Here is a 24,593-nt window from a genome sequence, read left to right as displayed (position 1 = left end):
CTCAACAAAATTTCACTTCTTTGAAACCATACACACGGTCTTTTCCTGTAATGTCTTTCAGTACAAGCCGGCCATATTCATCCACACCTGCGATCGAAGCCCGAAAACGTCCCCGCTCATCCTCCCATTTATAAACACCTTCCCGGCGATACATACTCTCCCGGTACTCTTTTTCCAGACACGCATAATCTTCAATCCGCCCATACCACTTGTCTATACATGCCAGTAGCATCTCCAAGGCCTGCTGTATATTCAACTCTTTACCCGTCAATTGCAACAAGGATACCGGATTGGGTGCATCAGAACAAAACTGTTTCTGATTGACATTCAGTCCGATCCCACATACCGAACTGGCGATCCGGTTACCGGAAATACAATGCTCGATCAAAATACCGGCGATTTTGTACTCCCCGACATAAATGTCGTTCGGCCATTTTACAGTACAATCCTCTGTAAATTTACGAATAAAATCACGACAACCCAATGCTATTACCATAGATACGGCAAATTGCCGGGACGCCTCACACGCCCGGGGACAAAATACGATACTGACAGAGATATTTTTCCCCGGTTCACTTTCCCATGTATTGCTTCCCTGCCCACGGCCCGCAGCCTGCCTGTAAGTCAATACAACCGTCTTATCCCTCAGTTCTTCCCTCGGCAATGCCGCAGCCGTAGTATTGGTGGATTCGAGCGCATTGTATTCTAAAACCCGAAAGCCGGCCAAACTATATTTTTTCAATCCGTTCTCCATATTCAATTCATTATTTTAATTTCCGTTCTCCTGTTTCGTGCTCTTCCCGTCTCGGTCTCATTGGAAGCCACCGGATGAGCCATACCATATCCCTTATAACTCATACGCTCCTTCTTAATATGATTCACAAAGAGATATTTATACACTTCAAAAGCCCTGGCATCCGATAAACGCTCATTGTATTCTGCCGATCCGCTGTTATCCGTAAATCCGGCAATCTCAATTTTAACTGAAGGGTTATTTTTCAGAAACTCAACCAATTGTTCCAGTTCAAAACGCGACTCCGGGCGCAGACTATAATCATCCACATCGAAAAAGATCCCGTTCAATACCTGTGAAGCCTCTTTCCGAATTTTTTTCAGTACGATCACCCGGGTCTGAGGATGTGCATAATCGGCCCGACCGACATGTATCGTATCTGAATAATACAAATATCCGCCTTTTTGTACACTAAGCAACAAAAGACTCTGCGCAGGTACGCACGACAACATTTCTGCCGGAGCATACACCCCGTCATAATAAGCCAACGTATCTCCTTTCTCCGGATGTATCACCAACAACCGATCCGGGACGACTTTCTCTCCTTCCTCATTTTCAGTTATCAAATGCAGATAAGCCATTTCCTGACAACGCAAAAAGTCTTCCAACTCATACCGGTAAATATTCTTCGTTCCATCCAGATCGGAAGAGAAATACCCCCATCTTCCGGTAGCATCGACGACAAACCCCATTTCATTTTTATAGCTATTCACCGTTATCCCAATATTTTCCGGTTCATTCAAACTGTCCAGATCTACCCGGTATATATCCATACCTCCCATCCCCGGATAACCGTCTGAAGCAAAAAACAAAACTCTCCCATCGTAATAAAGAAAAGGCGCCATTTCATTACCGGACGTATTGAAATACAAAGGTTTCGGTTGCGACCAAAGTTGTCGTCCGTCCGGATTTCTTTGCAACAATGTAGAAAACCAGATATCACTTCCTCCCTTACCTCCTTGCCGGGTCGAAGCAAAAAACAATTTAGTCCCGTCGGCTGATACCGCCGGTTGCGCTTCCCAGGCATCCGTATTGACAGGATATCCCAGATTAATCGGTTCGGACCAAAGTGTATCCGAAATCCGGTAAGCCACATAAATATCACAGCTACCGCGGGAATCCGGACGCTCGCAACCGGTAAAATACATCATCTGCCCATCGGCGGTAAGCGATTGTGTACCTTCATTTCCTTCCGTCGTATTGAAATTTAAAGGTATTCCCGCACCATCACGATACGACCATATATCCTCATTTCCCTTGTCCAGACATGTATAAAGCACAGTCCTCCCCGTAACATCCAACGAAGGCCAATACACATCCTTATCCGAGCCGATATACAATTCAACCGGACGTTTTTCCTGAGTCATCAAAGCCTTTTGAGCAAAATCACAGTTAATCACGCGATGATTCGCTGCCTCCTTACGGCTCAACTTCGTATCCCGCTCAAGATATAACTTATAATTTTGCCGGGCATTCACATAATCCCCCCTCCCGAAATAACACTCCCCTAAAAAATAATAGTAATTGGTATAATGCACGGAATCCAGCAACAATCCCTGATGTATCGCTTCAATCTCCCGATCGGTATCTCCCAGTCGATCGTATATATCCGCACGCAAAAAAGAAAATTCAGCATAACGTCCGGCATCATTCCCCATTTTATCCAAGACCTGTATAGCAGCATCATAATTCCGCTGACGCACCAGTTCTTTTATGACCTGAAACTGCCGCTGAAATTTTTTATCCATATCCTGTCCGGCAGCCACAGATAAACATCCCCACACAATCCCTATTGCAAAACACCACTTTTTCATATTTTCCGATTTGAATTGCGAATCTAAGAACTAAATCCCAAATTCGCAATTTTATCGGAATCATCCAGAGTCACTCCTGAACAATTTTCAATAATTATCCGGAAACAACTCGAAAAAACCTTGCGGTTGCAAACAGGACGGACACACCTTGGGCGGCGTTTTACCCACATGCACATATCCGCATTTCCGACAATACCACCGTACCTCTTCCGGACGGGCAAATACAAGACCGGTCCGCAAATTATCCAACAATTTCAGATAACGGTTTTCATGCATCTGCTCAACTTCCGTCACATGCCTGAAAAGAGAAGCAACGGCTTTAAATCCTTCTCCGGCAGCAATCTCTCCGAATGCGGGATACAGGTTATGCCATTCGTCATACTCCCCTTCTGCCGCTTCCTGTAAATTCAGCTCCGTCTGCAAAATCGCCCCGGCCGGATAAGCCGCCGTAATCTCAACCATCCCGCCTTCCAGATAACTGAAAAAACGTTTCGCATGAGTCTCTTCCTGTAAAGCCGTCTCGTAAAAAATACCGGCAATCTGCTCATATCCCTCTTTACGGGCTACTTCGGCAAAAAATGTATACCGGTTTTTAGCCTGCGACTCTCCCGCAAATGCTTTCAGTAAATTTTGCTCCGTCAGCGTTCCTTTTAATGATCTGTCCATTTTATTAAATTTTATATGATACAAAAAAATCGAAAACCCTTATTCTTAAATTTTCCCGACAACATCCTGTCTACGTAAAAACAGGCACAAAGTTCCCTCTTTACAACCGGCTTTGTCCCGTCTATCCATTTCCCATTCCGGCCCTTATGCCGGCCACATAAGTATAAATACACATCGACAATACGCATTTACTTACTTTAACCTTCTTCTTTTTAAATATAATTTTGCATGTGTAATAATATACCCGTTAGGGAAAAGATAAAAAACGAAGAAGATGTCCGGATTAGTTGAGAAACTGAAAAAAGATATTCATTACATCGAAGGGATGAACAGTTGTATGAACTGCGGAGTATGTACGGCTATTTGTCCGGCTGCCGAGTTTTACAATTACGATCCGCGTATGATCGTCGATTCGGTACAACGAGGCGATGAAGAAACGATTGCCCAATTCATCCGCTCAGATGCCATCTGGTATTGCGGTGAATGCATGTCGTGTAAAACCCGTTGTCCCCGGGGCAACACGCCCGGCCTCATCATTATGGCGTTACGTAAATTGGCCCAGGAAGAAGGTACGTTCACCTGTTCTGAAAAAGGCAGACAGCAATACGCGCTTAAAAGAGTCATCGACCACAATATTCTGGAACGGGGATACTGTGTCACTCCGGATATTGTCAAACCGGAAATGCATCCGGAACAAGGGCCGGTATGGGAATGGGTGTATGCTCACCTCGACGATGTATTCGAGCGGGTACACGCCAACTACCGGAAGCCGGGGCCCGGAGCTTTGCGGGAAATCGATGAAGCGAGCATGGAAGAACTCCGTAAAATATTCGATGTCACCGGAGGTTCCGATTTTATGAACCGGATACAGCAATGCTCCGAAGAAAAAGCAGCGGAAGAAGGCGCCGACATGGAACAATACCTCATGTCGGTATATACCCAAAACAACGGACAACATTCATAATCAGAATAAGGTCAAAAGTTCTCAGATTTAAACTTTTTTCCTTTCGACTTTTTAAATTTTGACTTTCTAACAGATGGATTTACTCGGCAAACAACAGATATGGAACGAATACCAGAAAGAAATTGCAGAAGATAAATACTTCTATGCACGCAGTTGTATTCGCCAGACATTTTTTCCCGGATCGGAATGGGCTTATCTGGACATTCTTCGTAACAAATTGCAAAAAGAGGTCATGGAAGACGCACGTCATACAACCTGTACAGGTATCGGCTACCATTCGGACATCGTTCCGGCAGAAACCATTATGACCGTCGTCGCCCGCCATTTCGCCCTGATGACCGAAGCCGGTTATGAAAATATGACCCCTTCCTGTATTACGTCATTCGGTATTTATACGGAAATTCTCGATACCTGGGAACATCACCCGGAAATAGAGGAAAAAATACGGGAATTCTTATGGAAAGCGACAAAACGGGAATTTAAAAAGCCTAAAAATCTGGCTCATACTTCGGATATCATTTATAAATTCCGGAATGAAATTGCAATTCAGGCGAAATATACATTAAAAGACGTTCATACCGGACGAGCCTTGCGCGGGGTTGACCACATCGGCTGCCATTACGCCAAAATGTTTCCTTCCAAAGGAATCGGAGGAGCAGAATTTCCCGCCGTACTCACCGGCATGATAGAAGCCTGGGGCGGAGATCCCGTCGACTACCCGGAACGCCGGCATTGCTGCGGATTCGGTTTCAGAAACTACCTTGTTATGGCAAATCGCGGATTTTCTGTCGCCAATTCCAAGAAGAAATTCGAATCCATGCAGCCTTATGCACCTGATTTTATCGTAGCCAATTGCCCGGGGTGTGCGATGTTCCTCGACAAATGGCAATATACGATCAGCGAAATGGAAGGCACCACTTACGGAACGGACGGCTACGGTATCCCCGTCCTGACCTATGAAGAACTGACTGCATTGATTTTAGGCTACGATCCGTGGGAAATCGGATTACAGATGCACCAGGTTGCAGTAGAGCCCCTTTTGGATAAAATGGGAATAGACTATGATCCGGAGGCCAAATACAAAAACAGTAAGGGAATTTCTTTGGGAGAACCGACCTGTCCGACGTATTTGAAAGTGAAATAATAACAGCAAACTATAATTTTAGAATTAAATAAAGCGATTCATCCATTTAAGTCATCGATTTAGTTCTGCCATTTGGGTATTTACATTGAATAAAAGTGGTTGAAACATAAATATCTTAGCTTATTTAAATCTGAAATCCATCATAAATTTATCAATAGTATGAACGTAATCATTATCGGAGGAGGACCGGCCGGATGTGAGGCAGCCTACAGATTGGCACAGGAAGGCATTAAGATCGATCTGATCGAGAAAGAAAATACGACCGGCGGCAACCTTAACAACTGGTATCAACTTTTCCCGGACCGGAAAAACGCCAGGGATATCACGGAAAAATTAAAAAACAACCTCGATCATCCCAATATAACCCTTCACCTGGATACAGAGGCCGTCGAAATGTCCAAAAACGAAACGGGTAAATATACGGTCACTCTGAGCGACAAATCCCTTTTATCCGCAGATGCCCTGTTGCTGACCACCGGCTTCCGGTTATTCGACGCCCACCGGAAAGAAGAGTACGGTTACGGTATATACAACCATGTGATTACTTCTGTCGAACTTGAAAACCTTTTTACCAACCACTCCCTCACACTTGCCGATGGAAAAAAGCCGCAACGGATCGGTTTCATCCACTGTGTAGGCTCACGGGACGAAAAAGTATGCAACTACCATTGCTCCAAGCTATGCTGCATCACAGCCGTTAAGCAAGCCATCGAAGCACGGGAGCTATTGCCGGATGCCGAAATTTTCTGTTTTTACATGGACATGCGTATGTTTGGTCCCGGCTATGAAGAACTATACCGCGATGCACAAGAAAAATACAACATCAAATTTGTCCGGGGCCGCCTGTCCGAAGCTTCTGAAAACATAAGCAAGCAATTGGTAATCAAAGTAGAAGACACCTTAGTCGGCAAACCGCTTAAAATGACATTGGACTTAATGGTGCTGATGATCGGAATGGAGGCCTCCGAGGGCAGCCGTAAAGCAGCAGCACAATTATCCCTCGGCTTGTCGCCCAACGGTTTTATCCGTCCCGCCGATCCCCATTACGGCACGAATCTGACAGAAAAAGAAGGCATTTTCGTCGCCGGTTGCAGCACCTCCCCCATGAACCTGACGGATACCCTGGCGGATGCCCGTTCTGCAGCCTGTAACATTACGGCCTACCTGAAAAAATCCGGGAATGCCTGATATAGTATAAACTCAAATCGCTCAAACAATGACAACACTGTGGGGATATTCCATACCGGAAACCAGAAGCATCGACTACGATAAAAACGACAAAGCTTTTATCGCCTATCTGGCACAAAATGCACCCAGTAGTAAACTTTGCATCGGATGCGGGGGATGTACTGCAACCTGTACGGCCGGCAATCTGACGGACTTCAACATCCGGAAGCTTCAAATGCTGGTAAAGCGGGGCGAAAACGAAGAAGCCAGGACCAAATTGCAAAAATGCATGCTTTGCGGGAAATGCCTGCTGGTATGTCCCAGGGGCGTCGATACCCGGAAAATGATACTGACCATGATCGATTATATAAAAAAATAACGTTCAACTACTAGCAAGTTCCATCTTTTATGTATTACGATAATTTTGTACTTCCTTTTACCATTGGCCTGAATATACTGCTTATATTCCTCGTCGTTAAATATTTCCGCTGGATCAAAACCTTTTCCAAGCCGGAAAAGAAAATGATCCGGAAAGGCATGTTTAGTCTGAAAACCGTTAAGGCCATAAAAGAGGCTTTTCTGGAATGCCTGGTACATCGTAAAATTTATCGTACGAATCCGTTCCTGGGATACATGCACATGTGTTTCGGACTCGGTTGGTTTCTGCTGATTGTCATCGGCAAAACGGAATCCATGGTCTACCATACCAGTGCCCTCAATCCCCCTTATTTTGCCATTTTTTTCCGTTTTTTTCATCCGGCCAAAGAAACATTTCCTTACAGCAATGTCTTCGCCTTTATCATGGACCTGATCCTGCTGATGATCCTTTCCGGCTTATTCCTGGCCTTGATGAAAAGACTTTATTCCAAAGCCCTGGGACTAAAAAAAACGACCAGCCATCGTCCGTTCGATTTGCTCATTCTTACGGTGTTGTGGTTGATTTTCCCGCTGCGTTTCCTGGCAGAGAGTTTTACCAGCGGACTTCGCGGAGGCGGTAGCTTTCTGACACATACAGCGGGCAACTTCTTTGCCGATACCCTACCGCTGGAATCTCTGGCTTATCCGGCCTGGTGGGCCTATTCCTCGGCCCTTGGCCTGTTCTTCCTGCTATTGCCGTTTTCCCGTTATATGCATATCCCGACGGAAGTCGTGTATATTTTCTTAAAAAACTGGGGTATCAAACAAGGAAAAACGTTCAATGCATTCAGCGAAATACAACTTTACGCCTGTTCGCGTTGCGGTATTTGTATCGATCGCTGTCAGCTCAATACATCGCTGGGTATGAACAACACTCAACCCGTATATTTTCTCAAAAAAATACGGCATCACAAAGACTACTCCGAACAGACCGAAAACTGCCTGATGTGCGGTCGTTGTGAAGCAGCATGCCCGGTCGACCTCAAACTGAATGCCATCCGTTTGAGCAAACGCCCGGACCGGATACAAATCACCAAAGACACTTACAATTATGTAAAAACTGCCGACCCCAAAAAAACGAAAGTAGCCTATTTTGCCGGATGTATGGGACATCTTACCCCATCGGTCATCCAGGCCATGAAACACATCTTCAGCAAAGCAGGTGTCGGATATACATTTATAGACGAACAGGACGGCATCTGCTGCGGACGGCCGATGATGCTTTCGGGCAATCAAAGTGCCGCTTCCGTCATCGTCGAAAAAAACAAAGCGATAATCGAAAATTCAGGAGCGGAACTACTGGTCACGTCCTGTCCGATATGCTACAAAACCTTTAAGGAAGAATACGGACTGTCCATGCAAATCATGCACCATACCGAATACATCGATTACCTGATATCCAACAACATACTAAAAACGACGGTCAGTGACGACAAAACCGTTTTTCACAACCCTTGTGAATTGGGACGGGGCAGTGAAGTATATGCCGCTCCCGAAAGAGTATTGAGGCAGGTCAGCCGTAAACTGGCAACCCGTTACGACGGCAAAGACTCCTTATGCTGCGGAGGATCGTTAGCCAATAACCACATCTCCACCGAACAGAAAAGCCATATCGCCGCCGACGCCGTAGCCGCCTATGCCGCCTACCGGCCGGATGTCATCGTAACCGCCTGCCCGCTGTGCAAAAAAACATTTGCCAAAAAATCGACATCCATACCGGTAAAAGACATAGCCGAAGTCGTAGCTGAAAATTTATGACACACAAAACTATAGACCGTAAATTACGGAAACGGAGGTAGCTGAAACAGAGTGTCCGCTATTTTTTCAGGATTCGCCACAGCCAGACTATCGGCGGCGGCATCCATAGCCTCTACCAACTTCACCTTAACCCTGGCAACCGGTGTCCGGTGAAGCACAATTTCATCTTCATGCGGCAAATAGTAAAACAAAGGTATGTCTCCTTGATTCAAGTCATCTAACAGCAAGCGGATAAAACTATCTTTATCCAGCGTTTCTTCACAATTTTGCTTATTCATATATACTTGAAATTCACTATAAAGGGTATCCAACTCCTGCTTCTGAGTCCGAGGAGTCGTTCTATTAAAATAGCAATTAAAGGCCTGTGTCGCCACGGGCACAATACGAACAGTCTGCAATTGTTCATAATATTTTCTTATTTCAACTTTATATCCAGCCAAATTTTTTTGTAAAATATCTATAACCGATTTTACGCCCTCTTTGAAATTTTTATAAAAAGGTTCCTTTTTCTCACAGGCAATGTTCCTTCTTCTCCTCTCTTCGATCATATATACATCATGAAGCAATATATCCGGATTTTGTTCCTGCGAGGAAGGCAAGTAAAAATTAGCCGTCGCTTTAATTTTAGTCATATCCTCTATAGCTTCTGACGTATCACAACACAGCTTCAGGCATTTCTGCATACAACTTCCTGCCCAAACAGTTGGGTTTAGAATAAAAGAAGGCCAGAAAGCGACCTCTGCATCGATAGGATAAGCCTGCCCCTTGTCCGATACCATAATATTATCCTGATGAAGATCCAGTATACCCAATAATTTGGAGTATACGGTAATCTGCCCCAAATGAAAATAGTAAGCACGCTCTTCCTGCTCCGAAATCCGGGTTCTGTGTTCTATAAATTGCATATAACCGTATTCTTCTCCCTGTCTTTTATCATCCCCTGGCAGATAAGACATCAATCCCGGCCCGGGGAATTGGGGAGCAGTCTGCAACTGTTTATCGGCAAAAAACTTGAGACAACTGTCGCCCTGACCAAAAATCAGCATGTCGGGAATAACGCTTCTGGGTTTATAAACAAACCGGACACCCTTCGTGGTACTGACAATACAAACGGATTGTCCGCCATTATGAAAATCGGAACCTGTAAATTCAACGGCCTCCAGTTCTCCCATATCCGGGACGGAAGGCAGGAAATGTGTTACAATTATTGGCCAATCTTTATTCAAACGCCTGAGCATCATATTCGACGATTCTACAATATTATCACTCAAACGGCATAATCGTGACAAACAAAATACATCCATCCCCCAATCTCCAGAAAGGCTATATTTCAATTTATCACGTAACAATTCCAGATTATGATCATTAATAAGAAAAGGAGACAAACGATCGAAAAAAGTAAGTATGTGAGTAATTTCCCAATCCCTGCACTCTTCCAACAAACAGTCCAAACGCTTATTCATTTCTTCGTAAGCCGAGAGCTGCATATAATGCCTGTATCCTTGATCGGACAAGCAGAACTGAAAACATTCCTGATATTCTGTTTCCATTTGCCGGTTATTTATCGTCTTTATTATATCCTCAAGTATCCTGAGTTTTTCATGCATTACTCCTGTCAATTTCGCTTTTTCATCATCGTCATCCCCTCCCCCAAGCTGGGATACCAATCTTTGAATAAGCTGATTAGGGCGGTTGTCAATTATTTGCAAACCTTGTTGCCTGGGATTTGTCAAAGGATTTGAACTTTCCAGAATACGTGAAGAAGGTACTACAGTTTTTTTTTCAGAAAGCATAATTACAAATTAAATATGACCGTTCATTCATTCATGATTTTAAAGCTTGCATAAAAGAATATTGTTCTTGGACGCCCGCCTTATACGAAATCTAATATATATCCTTTCTATAGTGTATCCGGAATATTTCTTTGATGCCCCTACACGACATGCTGTTTTCTTATAACACAGTAGATATTATTATGTATTTCAAATATATACAATAGTCAGAAAATCCCGCTATCTATAACCGATGTCTTTACGAATGGCGTTTTTTTGTTTCCGAACGGAACCGATTGGCATTTTTTCGGTAAACTGGGATGTGAAAATCCGAAAATATGACAACCCAAAATTCTTTGAAAGCATATAGAATTCTTTGAAAGCATATAGAAAAAGTATCCCGGAAACCGGCATTTTTTCTATATATTTTATACCTTTGATGGATTTTTATCGGGAATACCGGTCACAACCGGTACGATTGTCATTTCGTTTGCAGTATTAGTATTATCAAATAAAATGGAAGCAATGAAGAAGTTGTTGTTATTGTGCTTTACAATTATTCCGGTGCTGGCATTCAGCCAGAAAGCGAAAATTGAATTTGAAAAAACATCCCACAACTTTGGGAAAATCAGTGAGACGGGAGGTAATGCCGTTTATGATTTTGTATTTAAAAACACAGGAACCGTCCCTTTGATCCTGACGAACGTACGTGCCGGTTGCGGATGTACAACCCCGGAATGGGACCGGCAGCCAATCGCTCCGAACGGAACGGGCCATATCAGGGTAAGCTTTAACCCACTTAGGCGCAGCGGTCCATTCACAAAAAGTATAACTGTTAACTCCAACGCAGAAAATGCCGTCGTTTCCCTGACCATCCGGGGAACAATAGAACGGAAACCCAGAGACCCTTACGCAAACTATATACAGAGCATCGGTAATTTAAAACTTACTGCTTCAAACCTTAATTTCGGTACGATCAAAAATACCGACACTCCCGAAAAAACAATCGAAATGATAAACCTGGGAGAACAGCCGTTAACCATTACGACAACCCCGGCTTCTCCCCACATCACAGTTACCGTTCAACCGGAAACCCTGAAAAAAGGAGAAAAGGGTACAATATCCGTCAAATACAACGCCGCCGCCAAAAACGACTGGGGCTTTGTATCCGATAAACTGTCAATCGGCACAAACCATGGAAAACAGATAGAAATACCTGTAGTTGCCAATATCACAGAAGATTTTTCTGCCTATAAGGCCGATAACTACGACAAGGCACCCGTTGTTAAGCTTTCTGAAGACGAATTCGATTTAGGTATATTAGCTAAAAATACCACTAAAAAACACGAATTTTACATTCAAAACATGGGGAAATCAGATTTGATCATCCGCAAAATAAAAACATCCGACGACCAAAACCTTACCGTTATTCCGGCAAAAATGACGATCAAACCGGGTAAGAAAGCCAAAGTGACGCTTACCCTAAAGACGAATGATACGCCGGGCAAAAAGGCTAAAATTATTTCCTTCACGTTCAACGATCCCAAAAACACGATCGTCTCTTACAGATTGTCAGCAACCGTTCAATAAAATAAGTCATTCACATGAAACTCATTGTTGGGATATTACTACTCTTCAGTCCATTCCTATCACAGGCTCAGGGAGTTTTTGATTTCAAAACCAAAGAAATCGAATTGAAAAACCTGAAAGCAGACGAAACACCGACGACTGTAACATTCGGATTTAAAAATACCGGAACACAACCGATCATCATCAGCCGGGTAGCTCCGGTTACGACACTCGTAAAAGCCACCTGGAACGAACAGCCGGTAGCTCCGGGCAAAACCGGTACGATCAAAATCTCTTTTCCCACGACACAGATATCCACGAATTTCAATTATACGCTTACGGTCTACTCCAACGCATCATCGGCGCGGGAACAATTGAGAATACGCGGAAACATCGTAGACAACCCCAGGTATCCGGATTTACTTTATAAATTAAACATGGATAGCTTGAAATTCAAATCCAACAACCTGTCTTTCCGAGAAATACATTTCGGAGAAATAAAAAAAGACACCGTTTATTTCTTCAACAGCCGGCAAAAAGAGGTAAGTGTAAGTATCCGGTACAAACCTTCCTACATTACAGCCGTAGTCGAACCGCAAATTGTGAAACCCGGTAAAAAGGGCATGATTATCGTTTCTTTGGATGCTGACAAAAGGAATGATTACGGATATGTTTACGACAATGTCATTTTGTCGATCGACAACGACAATTCATACAAAAACCGTTTGAGCATCAGCGCTCATATTACAGAAGATTTCAGCAAATTGACCGAAGAAGAACTGGCCAATGCCCCCGTTGCTGTTTTCGAAAAAAATACCATCGAATTCGGAGAAATCAAACCGGGAGAAAAAGCAAATTGTGATTTTGTGATGAAAAACAACGGCAAATCCGACCTGATCATCCGGAAAACAAAAGCCAGTTGCGGATGCACAGCCGTAACGATGGGAGAAACGATACTTAGTCCGGGACAATCTACGACAATCCGGGCGACCTTCGACTCTACCGGAAAAAGCGGCCGGCAATATAAATCGATAACGGTCATTACCAACGACCCTCAACATCCGGAAACGCAATTGACCATATCCGGGAATATTGCCAATAAGAAATAAGTTATTTTGCTCCGAAAGAGTAAAATAATTTTTCCTTCCGTTGGTTTGTTCCGGAATAAATTGTAATTTTGCGCCGTTTAACGATATTAATTCAATTAAAAGTTTAGAAATTATGTATTTAACTCCTGAAAAAAAACAAGAGCTTTTTTCAAATTACGGGAAGTCTAATAAAGATACAGGTTCTGCAGAATCTCAGATCGCTTTATTTTCCTACCGTATCAGTCACTTGACCGATCATTTGAAAAGTAATCACAAGGATTTTGCTACACAGCGTGCCTTGATTAAATTAGTAGGAAAGCGTAGAGCATTGCTTGACTATCTGAGAGAAAAAGATATTGAAAGATATCGTGCTGTCATTAAAGCTTTGAATATTCGTAAATAATCATACGCTTCAGACAAACCCGGGTTTATTCCCGGGCTTGTTTTTAATTATTTTTACCTCCCTCCACTCCTCCTTATATAATTTCAAACTCCGGTTTGGGGTTATCATCTATTGAAGAATTCCGTTAAAATGAATTTATTTTAACAGTAAAATTATGAACATTATTGAAAAAAGTATTACTCTGCATGACGGAAGAGTAATTACACTGGAAACCGGCAAGCTGGCAAAACAAGCTGATGGTGCTGTCATGTTAAAGATGGGCAACACAATGCTTTTAGCCACCGTAGTATCTGCCCAGGAAGCAGGACCGGATGTCGATTTCATGCCGTTATCCGTAGATTACAAAGAAAAATTTTCTGCCATCGGTCGTTTCCCCGGAGGTTTTACCAGAAGAGAGGGAAAAGCATCTGACTATGAAGTTCTCGTATCCCGTTTGATTGACAGGGCGCTCCGTCCGTTATTCCCGGATGATTATCACGCAGAAACTTTTGTACAGGTTACCTTATATTCTGCCGATGAAGAATCGATGCCGGATTCATTGGCCGGCTTAGCGGCTTCCGCTGCTATTGCAGTCAGCGATATTCCATTTCACGGACCGATTTCAGAAGTACGGGTTGCCCGTATCAACGGCGAATTGGTAATCAATCCGACTTGCTCACAACTGGCAAATGCAGACCTCGACATCATGGTCGGTGCAACCTATGAAAACATCATGATGGTTGAAGGAGAAATGAGCGAAGTATCCGAGCAGGAAATGTTGGATGCGATCAAATTTGCTCACACAGCCATCAAAGACCAGTGTCTGGTTCAGAAAGAATTGGCTGAAGCTGTCGGAAAAGCAAAGCGGACCTATTGTCATGAAGTAAATGACGAAGAATTGCGCAAAGACGTTTGGGCCAAATGCTATCAAAAAGCATACGATGTAGCCCGCCAATGCAATGCCGACAAACACCTGAGAAGCGAGTTGCTGCATCAGGTAGGCGAAGACTATATGGCAAGCCTTCCGGAAGAAGAAAGAGAAGCAAAGAAAATGATGGTAAGCCGTTATTATCATGATGTTGAAAAAGAGGCTATGCGCCGCATGATTCTGGACGAAGGTGTACGTTTAGACGGACGTACCACCGAACAAATCCGTCCGATCTGGTGCGAAGTAGGCTCTCTGCCCGGACCTCACGGTTCCTCGATTTTCACCCGTGGAGAAACTCAATCTTTATCGACGGTGACTTTGGGAACCAAATTGGACGAAAAGATTATCGACGAAGCAACGGAACAAGGCAAAGAACGTTTCCTGTTGCATTATAACTTCCCCCCGTTCTCTACCGGAGAGGCAAGACCGAGCCGGGGCGTAGGGCGTCGTGAAATCGGTCACGGTAATCTGGCTCACCGTGCTTTAAAACGCATGATACCGACAGATTTCCCATACACCATCCGTGTTGTTTCCGATATTTTGGAATCCAACGGCTCCTCATCGATGGCAACCGTATGTGCCGGAACTTTGGCCTTAATGGATGCTGGTGTACCGATGAAAAAACCGGTTACCGGTATTGCTATGGGATTGATTACCGACAAAGGCTGTGAAAAATACGCCGTACTGTCGGATATCCTCGGCGACGAAGACCACCTGGGCGATATGGACTTTAAAGTAACCGGAACCGTAGACGGTATCACAGCTACCCAAATGGATATCAAAGTGGACGGTCTGCCTTATGAAATTCTGGAAAAAGCATTGGATCAGGCAAAACGCGGACGTATGCATATCATGAATATCATCACAGAAACATTACCTGCACCGCGTCCGGATCTCAAACCACATGCACCGCGTATCCAGACCATTATCATCGATAAAGATCAGATCGGTGCCGTAATAGGACCCGGCGGAAAGATCATCCAGGATATCCAGGAAAAATCAGGTGCTACCATTAATATCGAAGAAGTCGACAACAAAGGTATCGTAGATATAGCTGCATCGAATGCCGATTCTATCAATATGGCACTGGCACGTATCCGCGCTATTGTCGTCAGACCGGAAGAAGGAGAAGTATATGAAGGGGTTGTAAAATCAATCATGCCCTTCGGCGCCTTCGTTGAAATCCTGCCGGGTAAAGACGGTTTACTCCATGTATCGGAAATCGACTATAAACGTATCGAAAAAGTCGAAGACGTATTGAAAGAAGGAGATCGTATACAGGTCAAACTGCTCGAAATAGATAAAAAAACCGGAAAACTTCGTTTGTCACGCAAGGCCCTGTTGCCGAAGCCCGAACGTAAAAGTCCGGAAAACCCAAACAAAAAAGAGGCTTAAGCCTCTTTTTTTATACCCCTTCCCTCAAGAAAACAAAGCCAAATCCCAATACAAATATAAAATTAGTTTATCTTTGCATAAGCAAAGTTATGCCCCGGTACGGCAAAAATCCGACGGGATTTGAGCGGCTTATACAACAACAATTCAGAGTCCAGCCGTATAATAATAATACAACGGAGAGCATCTAAAAAAAGATTATATGGAAAACAGATTAAATGTAGGTATCACACACGGAGATGTAAACGGTATCAGTTACGAGCTAATCATAAAAATGATGGCAGAAAACCGGATTTGTGAAATATGTACTCCTATCCTCTACGGTTCTTCAAAAGTCGCAGCCTATCACCGGAAAACTTTAAATATCGAAAATTTTAATCTGAATAGCATACAAACACCGAGAGAAGCGAACCCCAAACGTTGTAATGTAATCAATTGTATCGACGATGCAGTAAAAGTCGAATTGGGTCAGGAAACGGCCGAATCGGACAAAGCTGCCATGATCGCCCTGAAAAAAGCTCTGGATGATCTGGATCATCAGGGAATCGAAATCATCGTTGCAGCACCCCAGGGGATCGAATCTTTCAAAACAGAAGGTGCCTACGGATGTCCGGACTATCTGGCCAAACGATACGGCGTTAAAAATGTTATGCCGGTATTGGTCGGTACAAAAATGAAAATCGGATTTGTTACAACGCATATTCCCTTTAAGGAAATTGCAGCCAATATTACGCCGGTCAACATACTCAGTAAGCTGAAGATGCTCGACAATACACTTAAAAAAGATTTTACCATACGGAAACCCCGTATTGCCGTATTGGGACTAAATCCCCATAGTGGAGAGAACTGTCTCTTCGGAGAAGAAGAAAAATCCATCATCATCCCGGCCATTGAAAAAGCAAGGGAAAACGGAATTATGGCTCTCGGCCCTTATTCCTCGGAAAACCTGTTCAAAGGTACGGATTACGAAAAATTCGATGCTATACTGGCTTTGTATCACGATCAGGGCATGGTTCCTTTCAAAACGATAGAAGGCAACGAAGGGGCAGTCCTTATTGCCGGGCTTCCGATCGTATATACCTCAACCGTATCGGGAACAGCTTACGACATCGTCGGCCAGAACCAGGCGGATGAAATCGCTTTGAACTCGGCATTATACCTCGGCATAGATGTATTCAACAACAGACAACAAAATGCGGAATTGACTGCTAACCCGCTACAACATTACGACGTCGCCGGAAATGCCAATGAAAGCGACCTGAATGTCGAACAAATCGCAGGTGTCAAAGATTTTCCGGAAGATTAACTTCCTCGAAAAACAATTATAAAAAAGGGTGGCAAATTTTACAGCCACCCTTTATTTATACCAGAATCAATCATTTATAACCCGTTTGATAACCTTAAGATTATGGGTATATCGTTTCAATTCCTCATTGAAAATTCCCTGATGATCGATTTTATCTACCCGTACCCGCCCGGAAGCATGAATGATCCGGTTTTGTTCCCACAATATGCCGACATGAGTAATAGCCCCAGCATCATCTCCGAAAAACGCAAGATCACCTGGTAAAGCTTCTTCTACAAAAGAAAAATTCTGCCCGCAATTAACCTGCTGGGAGGCATCCCGGGGCAAATCGATACCGGCAATACGATAGACAATCTGCGCCAAACCCGAACAATCAATTCCATACGGCGAACGCCCTCCCCACAAATACGGGGTATTATAATACATCAACGCATATTCGATAATCAATTCCCGCAAACTGTCTATCCCGACATCCTTCGGACGTGTAACCATCGTATACACATCTTCCCCGATCAGCAACTTACGGCTATCTGCTTCTAAAAACGGAAGAACGCTCCCGGAAACAATCAGTTTATTGCCGTAATCCCCCTCCTTCGTAATAATATTAAAAACTTCGGTTGTCAGAACAGGAACATCGGCCCGGTATTTTTCCGCATATTCATCACTCACCGGTTTACACATCTTCCGGTCGATCCACCCCTCATAACCGTCATGCAGCAATTTCACATACACCCATTTTTCGGCAACCTCCGATATTTCATATAATTCACCGAACAATATTTGCGAAACCATCTCGCTTCTTTCCGACTGTTCCCGACGCATGGGAACAATACTCAAATCTGCTATTCCGAAAGCCATCTTTATAGATTAGGAATTATAATAATACATCAAAATCAGTTGATCTATTCAAATATTGTAAAAACTTTTTTAGCAAATTGCAAAAATGATAAACAAGTCTATAGACTTAAGCCAGGCAACCCCCAACTTCGAACAAAGGTAATAAATTATTCAAAAATATCAGGGAATATAAGGATTTACCTGTTGTGTCCATTTCATCTTCTTATATTCGTTATTCATATAAGGATAAGCCTCCTGCGGTATATAAACAGTCAGACCACTATAAAAATCAATGGCAGAATAAGAACCGTTACCTGCCGAATAATAGCCGGGAGTATGAGCCTTATACACAATACATGCATTCAAAGCAGCCTCTATCTCTCCGACACGCTGAGGATATAACGTTTCCAGGTAATCTCCCAAATCGAAATACAGATTATTCCAGCCGTATCCGTAACGTTGTATATGACCGATATCAAGATGCTTTTCACCGTCGACACCGGCCAGCAACTCTTTGGCAAGATTCGCCAATGCTTCCATTTTCGACACATCAAGAACCGTAACTGTCGCAGAACGCCATGCACCGCTCAGTTTATCGTAATATTCGTAAAACTCACGGGCAACAGCCGTTAAATCCGGTTTTTCCTTCATCAGATGACCCATCATCGTTTTATATACGAAACCGGGCACCAATACTTCGGCCGGAGAAAATACCAGATAATCGGCACACTCTTTAAACTCGTAAGCAACTTCAACGCCTCCCATCAAACAGGCATCAAAAATAACAAAAGACATCTTTACGGGCAAAGCCGTTACAAAATCACGGACCTCCATTTCTTCTCCTTTATCGGATATAACCGAACGCGGACGGGCCAACGTATTGACAGGAAGCCAACCGGAAGCATGTGATAAAACGACCAAACCGTAAGACTGAGCCGGATATTCATCTACAATCTCGGACAATACCCGGCGAAAAATAACCGGATCGGCAGAATTACTTTCTTCATAGCGTTTCACTTCCCGGGCAACGGCTTTCCCGTTCTCCCACAATATTTCCGTTAAGTAGGGCTCTCCCTGCGGATTATCCGAATTACTACCCTTAGGTCGCGGGTCTGCATAAACCAATAAATGACCGGTGAAACTTTCTTTCCACCCCTCTGTCAACCCGGCAATCTTTTCATCATCCTCCCCGCTGAAATTATTATCTACACCCAAATATACAATCACAGTCCGATCTGCCATAGGAGGAGTATGTTTGTCGTCACTACATCCCCAAAGTCCCAGAAACAATAATAGTATACCTATAATCCGCATCATGCTATTCAAATTAAAATTCGATTATACGGATTATTTTTCAAAAAGTAAAACATCGGTAGCAAAATTATAGATTCTGATTGTAAATTGTAGATTGTAAATCCGATTCCAGCCTGACAAATAATAAATCTTTGATTTTCAATTGCAAATTAATTATTTTCAGACCCGATAAATATCCGCTTGATTTACCGTTCGAATAACATACATCGAAATTAACCGGGAATCAATACTTATATAAAATACCACCTGCTTGAAATTCATCCCTCAATGAAAAACCTATCTGTAAAATCCCTGATCAAAAATTTTCTGATCACTGAACGAATAAGGAAATGCCGACTGATGTATCCCGCGTTTTTTATTCGGCCTATGACTCATATCGAATTGCAAAGTCGTACCTTTTATCAAATCTCCGTAACTAAAATAGTTTTTGTCATATTCTCTCCCATCCACCCTCAAACTCCGGATATAACAATTCTCCGGAGTATTGTCCGGAGCCGATATTTCAATTTTATGACCGTTTTCCAATGTAATCGTTGCTTTCCGGACCAGCGGCGCTCCGATGACATATTGATCGCTACCGGGACATACCGGATAAAAACCCAAACTGGAAAACACATACCAGGCCGAAGTTTGTCCGTTATCCTCATCCCCGCAATATCCGTCGGGAGTCGGACGATACATCCTCTCCATCGTCTGCCGCACCCAATATTGAGCCTTCCAGGGTTCACCGCCATAATTATACAGATAGATCATATGCTGTACAGGCTGATTACCATGAGCATAATTTCCCATATTCATTACTTGCATCTCGCGGATTTCATGAATAACCCCGCCGTAATAACTATCGTCATAAACCGGTGGAACGGTAAATACGGAATCCAGCATATATACAAAAACATCACGCCCTCCCATTAAATCCTGTAACCCTTTCACATCGTGGAACACCGACCAGGTATAATGCCAACTGTTACCTTCTGTAAACGCATCCCCCCATTTCAATGGATTAAAAGGCTCCTGAAACCGTCCGTCCTTGTTTTTACCACGCATCAAATTATGAGAAGAATCAAACAAATTTTTATAATTCTGTGAACGTTTTTCATACAGACCGGTCTCTTCTGCCGACCGGCCAAGCTTCCGCCCCACCTGGGCAATACACCAATCATCATAGGCATACTCCAACGTACGGGCTGCACTTTCGTTAATTCCGGCATCATAAGGTACATAACCTAAATTGTTATAATACTCATAGCCATACCGCCCGGTCGATTTCACCTGCGGATGACAACTGTTAGCAGTAGACAACATCGCTTCATACAAAGGCAACTGAATATCCCTGGGAGTAATATCTTTGAGGATAGCGTCAGACACTACTGAAGCCGAATTATTTCCCACCATACAACCGCGATGTCCCGGCGACGCCCATTCCGGCAAAAAACCGCTTTCTTTATACGTATTGAGTAATCCTTCCTGTATCTTAGCATTCATCGAAGGATAAGCCAGATTCAGTAAAGGAAATAAACAACGGAAAGTATCCCAAAAACCCGTATCCGTAAACATATAACCCGGCAATACCTTTCCGTTATAAGGACTGTAATGAACAGGACGTCCGTTTTCGTCAAATTCGTAAAAGCTACGCGGAAATAAAACAGAACGATACAAACAGGAATAAAAAGTGCGCATCTCATCCAGGCTCATTTCAACATCAAACACACCTAAAATTTTATTCCATACTTTCTGTCCTTCTGCCTTTACCTCTTCAAACGTTTTATTCTCCAATTCTTTCAGGTTACGTTCGGCTTGTTCATAGCTGATAAAAGAAGAAGCCACACGAGCCCGGATTTTTTCTCCCCGCCGGGTTTTGAAGCCGATCAAAGCCCCCACGTGATCATCCTGCACTTCCCTGCCGTCACACACCTTTCCATCTTTCCAAATATGCCATGCATCCGGGGTATCTTCAAACTCAACGACGAAATAATTTTTGAAATTCGCCGGCACACCGCCACTATTACGGGTTGTATAACCCATAATCTTATTCTCTTCCGGAATCACTTTTATATACGACCCCTTATCGTAAGCATCGATCACGATATATCCCTCGTCCGTTTCCGGAAAAGTAAACCGGAAGTAAACTGCCCGCTCAGTCGGTGTCATCTCTGTCACAATATCGTGTTCAGCCAGGTATACGCTATAATAATAAGGTTTGACTACTTCCGCCTTATGTGAAAACCAACTCGCCCGCTCCTCCTCCGTAATTTTCATTCCCTTCACAGGCATAAGGGAAAACGTACCGTAATCATTGATCCACGGACTGGGCTGGTGGGTCTGCTTAAAACCGCGCAAACGATAATGATCGTATACATAAATCCATCCATCTCCCATCTTGCCGGTCTGGGGAACCCAGAAATTCATCCCCCAAGGACGGGCTATTGCCGGATAAGTATTGCCGGTAGACAACTGATATTCAGACAATGTCCCCATTAAAGGATTTACATAGTCCGAATAATCTTTCTCCTCTGCCCTTACCGGAGAATGATATCCCCAAACCAGAGCCAACAAAACCAATAATACAACCACCTTCTCTTTCATAAACTTTAATTTTAACGAATAAACATACATTATTCCTTCGTCATGGAATACGGCTTCTGTTCCTTCGTAAACAGCCGTTTCTTATTCGGAGTAGCCCCCATCTCAAAATACAATTCCCCGCCTTCACGGAGAGCCTCGTGAGTAAGATAGGCTTTTTTATACTCTTCTCCATTCCATTTTACAGACCTCACATAACGATTTTCAGCACTCACACGGGGAGCCTTAATCACCAGTTTTTTACCATTTTCAAGATGTACAGTCATCTCTTTAAAATAAGGAGCTCCCAATACATACTGATCCGAGCCCGGACAAACCGGATAAAAGCCCATGGCCGAAAAAATATACCAGGCCGACATCTGCCCGCAATCGTCATTCCCGCAAAGCCCGTCGATATTATTCCGGTACATCCGGTCCATTATTTCACGCAGACGATACTGTGTTTTCCAGGGTTGGGAAGTCCACATATACAGGTACGGAATATGCTGGCTGGGCTCATTACCGTGTACATAATTCCCCATTAACCCTTCCGCTGTAATATCCTCTGTATTTGCATAATATTTAGCCGGTAATTCCATTGTAAACAAAGAATCCAATCGTTCGATAAAACGTTTATCTCCTCCCATAAAAGCCTTCAATCCATTCACATCCTGAGGTATATAAAAAGAATAATTCCAGGAATTACCTTCAATAAAACCCTGTCCATGAGTATCCAAAACATCAAAATCCGCTTTCCAATTTCCGGCTCTGTCCCTCGGACGAATAAATCCCAGCTTCGGATCAATCAAATGTTTATATGCCTTTGCCCGCTTGAAATATTTGTTCGCTATCTCCTGCTCGCCCATCACCCGGGCCATATTATAAATGGCCCAATCGTCGTATCCGTATTCCAGTGTCACAGATGCCGAACTACTACTTCTTTCCTGCGGTACATATCCTGATTCCATATATTCAGCCAATCCTTCCAGATAAGGCACCGTAGAACTACTCACAACCGCCTCTAATCCCAGTTCCCTGTCCATTTCGATTCCTTTTACACAGGCATCCGCCACAACCGAAGCCCCGTGATATCCGATCATACACCAGTTTTCATTGGCCATATGAGACCAAATCGGTAGCAATCCGTGTACGCTCTGCCGGTAATGAGCCAAAAACGAAGCAACGATATCTTTGCTCAAAGAAGGATAAAACAAATTGAACAACGGATGCAAAGCCCGGTAGGTGTCCCACACGGAAAAAACGGTATAATTGGTAAAATCACCGGCTTTGTGTATTTCATGATCCACACCCCGGTACAAACTGTCACAATCCATATAAACCGAAGGATTGATTAATGTGTGATAAAGAGAAGAATAAAGATTACAGGTCCGGTCATAATCTCCTGTCACATCGACCACACTCAAAGCATTTTCCCACTTTTGTTCTGCCTGTCGACACAATTCATCAAAACTCCTTCCTGCAGTTTCAACCTGCAAATTGTTCAATGCACCACGACTACTCACCGGAGAAAGAGCCACCTTTATTTCCAGTGTCTCTCCGCCGGAAAAATCAAAATCGAAACAGGCAACGACATTCCGTCCGCCGATTTCCGGAAAATTCCGGTAAACATCAAACTTCCGCCACATACCATTGTAAAGCAAAGGCTTCATCTCCCGGTAACCGTAACTCTTTATCGGCTTGGAAAAAGTAATTGCAAAATAAGTATAATTCACCCGGGCCCAGCCACTCGTTATACGATAGCCCGTTAACAACGTATCATTCTCTATCCGCAAATTGGCCCACAACACCTTTCCATCGTAATTATAAATACCATGCTTCAAATCCAGTATGATATGTCCGTCACCCTCCGGAAAAGTATATTTATGTACCCCTACCCGTTCCGTCGTCGTCAATTCGGCCTTCACACCATAATCCTCCAACACAACGGAATAATACCCCGGACAAGCTTTTTCCGTTGCATGTGAGAAGCGGGAACGATAACCGCTATCCGGATTTTCCGCTGTCCCCGGATTATATTTTACCGGTCCGGTCACCGGCATTAGCAAAATATCACCCAGATCCGAATGCCCCGTCCCATTAAAATGAGTATGACTAAAACCGACAATCGAACTGTCCCGGTATTGATAACCGGCGCAATATTCATATACCCGGGGTTGATACTTTCCGTCAATATTATGCGGAACAGTGTCCGTATCCGGACTCAATTGCACTAAACCGTGAGGAACGCAGGCACCGGGAAAGGTATGCCCCATTCCGTTCGTTCCGATCAACGGATTCACATAATCGATTTTTCGTTGAGCATTAACAACACTTCCTCCTACGAAAATCAAAACCAATAACAATACGGATATCCTTTTCATACGAATACGATGCAGATCATTCATTTTTCCGGACACAGGATGTTATCCTCTCCCTCAAAATTAATACAGAGGAAAGACGTCCGATACAAAAATAATCAAACTTCAAAATATCCGTTAATTTTTATAAAAAATACTCCCTAAGTTTAACCAACTTTCAGCACACTTCACAAACACATCCTGCCATTTTTACTCCAAACCCAACTTTCAAACTGAAAGCTGAAATTTAAAATCAGAAACAACCTCTTCTAAACCCTTCTACAAATCAGCATTCACCCCAATCGTAAATCAAAAATCATAAATCGTAAATTACACAATAAGTCCGTCCCAATGTGTTATTTT

The 24,593-nt window shown here is 43.4% G+C and carries 18 protein-coding genes; 10 read left to right on the top strand and 8 right to left on the bottom strand.

Annotation, left to right across the window (positions count from 1 at the left end):
- Position 1 precedes the first annotated feature (1 nt).
- From DD657_RS06505 to rbr, 3 genes are all read right to left on the bottom strand, one after another.
- Positions 2-754, bottom strand: a complete 753-nt coding sequence (locus DD657_RS06505) for a biotin--[acetyl-CoA-carboxylase] ligase (protein ID WP_287049111.1) — start codon at positions 752-754, stop codon at positions 2-4.
- 2 nt (positions 755-756) lie between these two features.
- Complete coding sequence (locus tag DD657_RS06500) at positions 757-2,607, bottom strand: OmpA family protein (RefSeq protein ID WP_287049109.1); 1,851 nt, start codon at positions 2,605-2,607, stop codon at positions 757-759.
- A gap of 87 nt (positions 2,608-2,694) precedes the next feature.
- Positions 2,695-3,273: a rubrerythrin gene (rbr, locus tag DD657_RS06495; RefSeq protein WP_021988296.1), complete on the bottom strand. Its 579-nt coding sequence runs from the start codon at positions 3,271-3,273 to the stop codon at positions 2,695-2,697.
- Positions 3,274-3,547: 274 nt separating this feature from the next.
- On the opposite strand from rbr, the gene DD657_RS06490 reads away from it, so the two are divergent.
- The 5 genes from DD657_RS06490 (at position 3,548) to DD657_RS06470 (ending at position 8,723) form a co-directional block, all read left to right on the top strand.
- Positions 3,548-4,237, top strand: coding sequence for a 4Fe-4S dicluster domain-containing protein (locus DD657_RS06490; RefSeq protein WP_287049108.1), 690 nt, complete (start codon positions 3,548-3,550; stop codon positions 4,235-4,237).
- 73 nt (positions 4,238-4,310) lie between these two features.
- Complete coding sequence (locus DD657_RS06485; protein ID WP_021988293.1) at positions 4,311-5,381, top strand: heterodisulfide reductase-related iron-sulfur binding cluster; 1,071 nt, start codon at positions 4,311-4,313, stop codon at positions 5,379-5,381.
- Positions 5,382-5,540: 159 nt separating this feature from the next.
- Entirely contained in the window at positions 5,541-6,569 is a 1,029-nt protein-coding gene (locus DD657_RS06480; protein WP_068690131.1) for an FAD-dependent oxidoreductase, read from the top strand.
- Between the two features lie 28 nt (positions 6,570-6,597).
- Positions 6,598-6,927, top strand: a complete 330-nt coding sequence (locus tag DD657_RS06475) for a 4Fe-4S dicluster domain-containing protein (protein WP_021988291.1) — start codon at positions 6,598-6,600, stop codon at positions 6,925-6,927.
- 29 nt (positions 6,928-6,956) lie between these two features.
- Positions 6,957-8,723 carry a (Fe-S)-binding protein gene (locus DD657_RS06470; RefSeq protein WP_287049105.1) on the top strand — a complete coding sequence of 589 codons (1,767 nt, stop codon included), beginning with the start codon at positions 6,957-6,959 and terminating at the stop codon, positions 8,721-8,723.
- Positions 8,724-8,746: 23 nt separating this feature from the next.
- Here the strand turns inward: DD657_RS06470 and DD657_RS06465 are convergent, their stop codons facing one another.
- The gene (locus DD657_RS06465) at positions 8,747-10,516 is read right to left on the bottom strand and encodes a type 2 lanthipeptide synthetase LanM (protein WP_287049103.1); all 1,770 of its coding nucleotides are present in this window, start codon (positions 10,514-10,516) and stop codon (positions 8,747-8,749) included.
- Between the two features lie 504 nt (positions 10,517-11,020).
- Between DD657_RS06465 and DD657_RS06460 the strand changes: the two genes are divergently transcribed.
- The 5 genes from DD657_RS06460 to DD657_RS06440 all read left to right on the top strand — a co-directional run bounded on the left by DD657_RS06460 (position 11,021) and on the right by DD657_RS06440 (position 17,160).
- Positions 11,021-12,085, top strand: a complete 1,065-nt coding sequence (locus tag DD657_RS06460; protein ID WP_287049102.1) for a DUF1573 domain-containing protein — start codon at positions 11,021-11,023, stop codon at positions 12,083-12,085.
- Between the two features lie 14 nt (positions 12,086-12,099).
- Positions 12,100-13,173, top strand: coding sequence for a DUF1573 domain-containing protein (locus DD657_RS06455; RefSeq protein WP_021988287.1), 1,074 nt, complete (start codon positions 12,100-12,102; stop codon positions 13,171-13,173).
- A 112-nt stretch (positions 13,174-13,285) separates the two neighbouring features.
- The gene (gene rpsO, locus DD657_RS06450) at positions 13,286-13,555 is read left to right on the top strand and encodes a 30S ribosomal protein S15 (protein ID WP_021988286.1); all 270 of its coding nucleotides are present in this window, start codon (positions 13,286-13,288) and stop codon (positions 13,553-13,555) included.
- A 154-nt stretch (positions 13,556-13,709) separates the two neighbouring features.
- The gene (gene pnp, locus DD657_RS06445; protein ID WP_021988285.1) at positions 13,710-15,857 is read left to right on the top strand and encodes a polyribonucleotide nucleotidyltransferase; all 2,148 of its coding nucleotides are present in this window, start codon (positions 13,710-13,712) and stop codon (positions 15,855-15,857) included.
- A gap of 199 nt (positions 15,858-16,056) precedes the next feature.
- On the top strand, positions 16,057-17,160 hold the full coding sequence (locus tag DD657_RS06440) for a PdxA family dehydrogenase (RefSeq protein ID WP_287049099.1): 1,104 nt from the start codon (positions 16,057-16,059) through the stop codon (positions 17,158-17,160).
- Between the two features lie 66 nt (positions 17,161-17,226).
- Here the strand turns inward: DD657_RS06440 and DD657_RS06435 are convergent, their stop codons facing one another.
- The 4 genes from DD657_RS06435 to DD657_RS06420 form a co-directional block, all read right to left on the bottom strand.
- Positions 17,227-18,018 (bottom strand): C40 family peptidase, encoded by a 792-nt coding sequence (locus tag DD657_RS06435; RefSeq protein WP_287049097.1) that lies wholly within the window; start codon positions 18,016-18,018, stop codon positions 17,227-17,229.
- Between the two features lie 159 nt (positions 18,019-18,177).
- On the bottom strand, positions 18,178-19,314 hold the full coding sequence (locus DD657_RS06430; protein WP_021988282.1) for a clostripain-related cysteine peptidase: 1,137 nt from the start codon (positions 19,312-19,314) through the stop codon (positions 18,178-18,180).
- 273 nt (positions 19,315-19,587) lie between these two features.
- Complete coding sequence (locus tag DD657_RS06425; protein ID WP_287049095.1) at positions 19,588-21,897, bottom strand: GH92 family glycosyl hydrolase; 2,310 nt, start codon at positions 21,895-21,897, stop codon at positions 19,588-19,590.
- 29 nt (positions 21,898-21,926) lie between these two features.
- Entirely contained in the window at positions 21,927-24,254 is a 2,328-nt protein-coding gene (locus tag DD657_RS06420) for a GH92 family glycosyl hydrolase (RefSeq protein WP_287049093.1), read from the bottom strand.
- Between the last annotated feature and the right edge of the window lie 339 nt (positions 24,255-24,593).

It is taken from the genome of Culturomica sp. (assembly GCF_003524185.1).
Lineage (GTDB): Bacteria > Bacteroidota > Bacteroidia > Bacteroidales > Marinifilaceae > Culturomica > Culturomica massiliensis.
The sequence above is the reverse complement of the archived record's forward strand: the minus strand, read 5'-3'. Positions and strand labels throughout refer to the sequence as shown.

Bases quoted from the DNA above. Each gene is read 5' to 3' on its own strand.
- DD657_RS06505 (WP_287049111.1), bottom strand. From the start codon at position 754: ATGGAGAACGGATTGAAAAAATATAGTTTGGCCGGCTTTCGGGTTTTA.
- DD657_RS06500 (WP_287049109.1), bottom strand. From the start codon at position 2,607: ATGAAAAAGTGGTGTTTTGCAATAGGGATTGTGTGGGGATGTTTATCT.
- rbr (WP_021988296.1), bottom strand. From the start codon at position 3,273: ATGGACAGATCATTAAAAGGAACGCTGACGGAGCAAAATTTACTGAAA.
- DD657_RS06490 (WP_287049108.1), top strand. From the start codon at position 3,548: ATGTCCGGATTAGTTGAGAAACTGAAAAAAGATATTCATTACATCGAA.
- DD657_RS06485 (WP_021988293.1), top strand. From the start codon at position 4,311: ATGGATTTACTCGGCAAACAACAGATATGGAACGAATACCAGAAAGAA.
- DD657_RS06480 (WP_068690131.1), top strand. From the start codon at position 5,541: ATGAACGTAATCATTATCGGAGGAGGACCGGCCGGATGTGAGGCAGCC.
- DD657_RS06475 (WP_021988291.1), top strand. From the start codon at position 6,598: ATGACAACACTGTGGGGATATTCCATACCGGAAACCAGAAGCATCGAC.
- DD657_RS06470 (WP_287049105.1), top strand. From the start codon at position 6,957: ATGTATTACGATAATTTTGTACTTCCTTTTACCATTGGCCTGAATATA.
- DD657_RS06465 (WP_287049103.1), bottom strand. From the start codon at position 10,516: ATGCTTTCTGAAAAAAAAACTGTAGTACCTTCTTCACGTATTCTGGAA.
- DD657_RS06460 (WP_287049102.1), top strand. From the start codon at position 11,021: ATGAAGAAGTTGTTGTTATTGTGCTTTACAATTATTCCGGTGCTGGCA.
- DD657_RS06455 (WP_021988287.1), top strand. From the start codon at position 12,100: ATGAAACTCATTGTTGGGATATTACTACTCTTCAGTCCATTCCTATCA.
- rpsO (WP_021988286.1), top strand. From the start codon at position 13,286: ATGTATTTAACTCCTGAAAAAAAACAAGAGCTTTTTTCAAATTACGGG.
- pnp (WP_021988285.1), top strand. From the start codon at position 13,710: ATGAACATTATTGAAAAAAGTATTACTCTGCATGACGGAAGAGTAATT.
- DD657_RS06440 (WP_287049099.1), top strand. From the start codon at position 16,057: ATGGAAAACAGATTAAATGTAGGTATCACACACGGAGATGTAAACGGT.
- DD657_RS06435 (WP_287049097.1), bottom strand. From the start codon at position 18,018: ATGGCTTTCGGAATAGCAGATTTGAGTATTGTTCCCATGCGTCGGGAA.
- DD657_RS06430 (WP_021988282.1), bottom strand. From the start codon at position 19,314: ATGATGCGGATTATAGGTATACTATTATTGTTTCTGGGACTTTGGGGA.
- DD657_RS06425 (WP_287049095.1), bottom strand. From the start codon at position 21,897: ATGAAAGAGAAGGTGGTTGTATTATTGGTTTTGTTGGCTCTGGTTTGG.
- DD657_RS06420 (WP_287049093.1), bottom strand. From the start codon at position 24,254: ATGAAAAGGATATCCGTATTGTTATTGGTTTTGATTTTCGTAGGAGGA.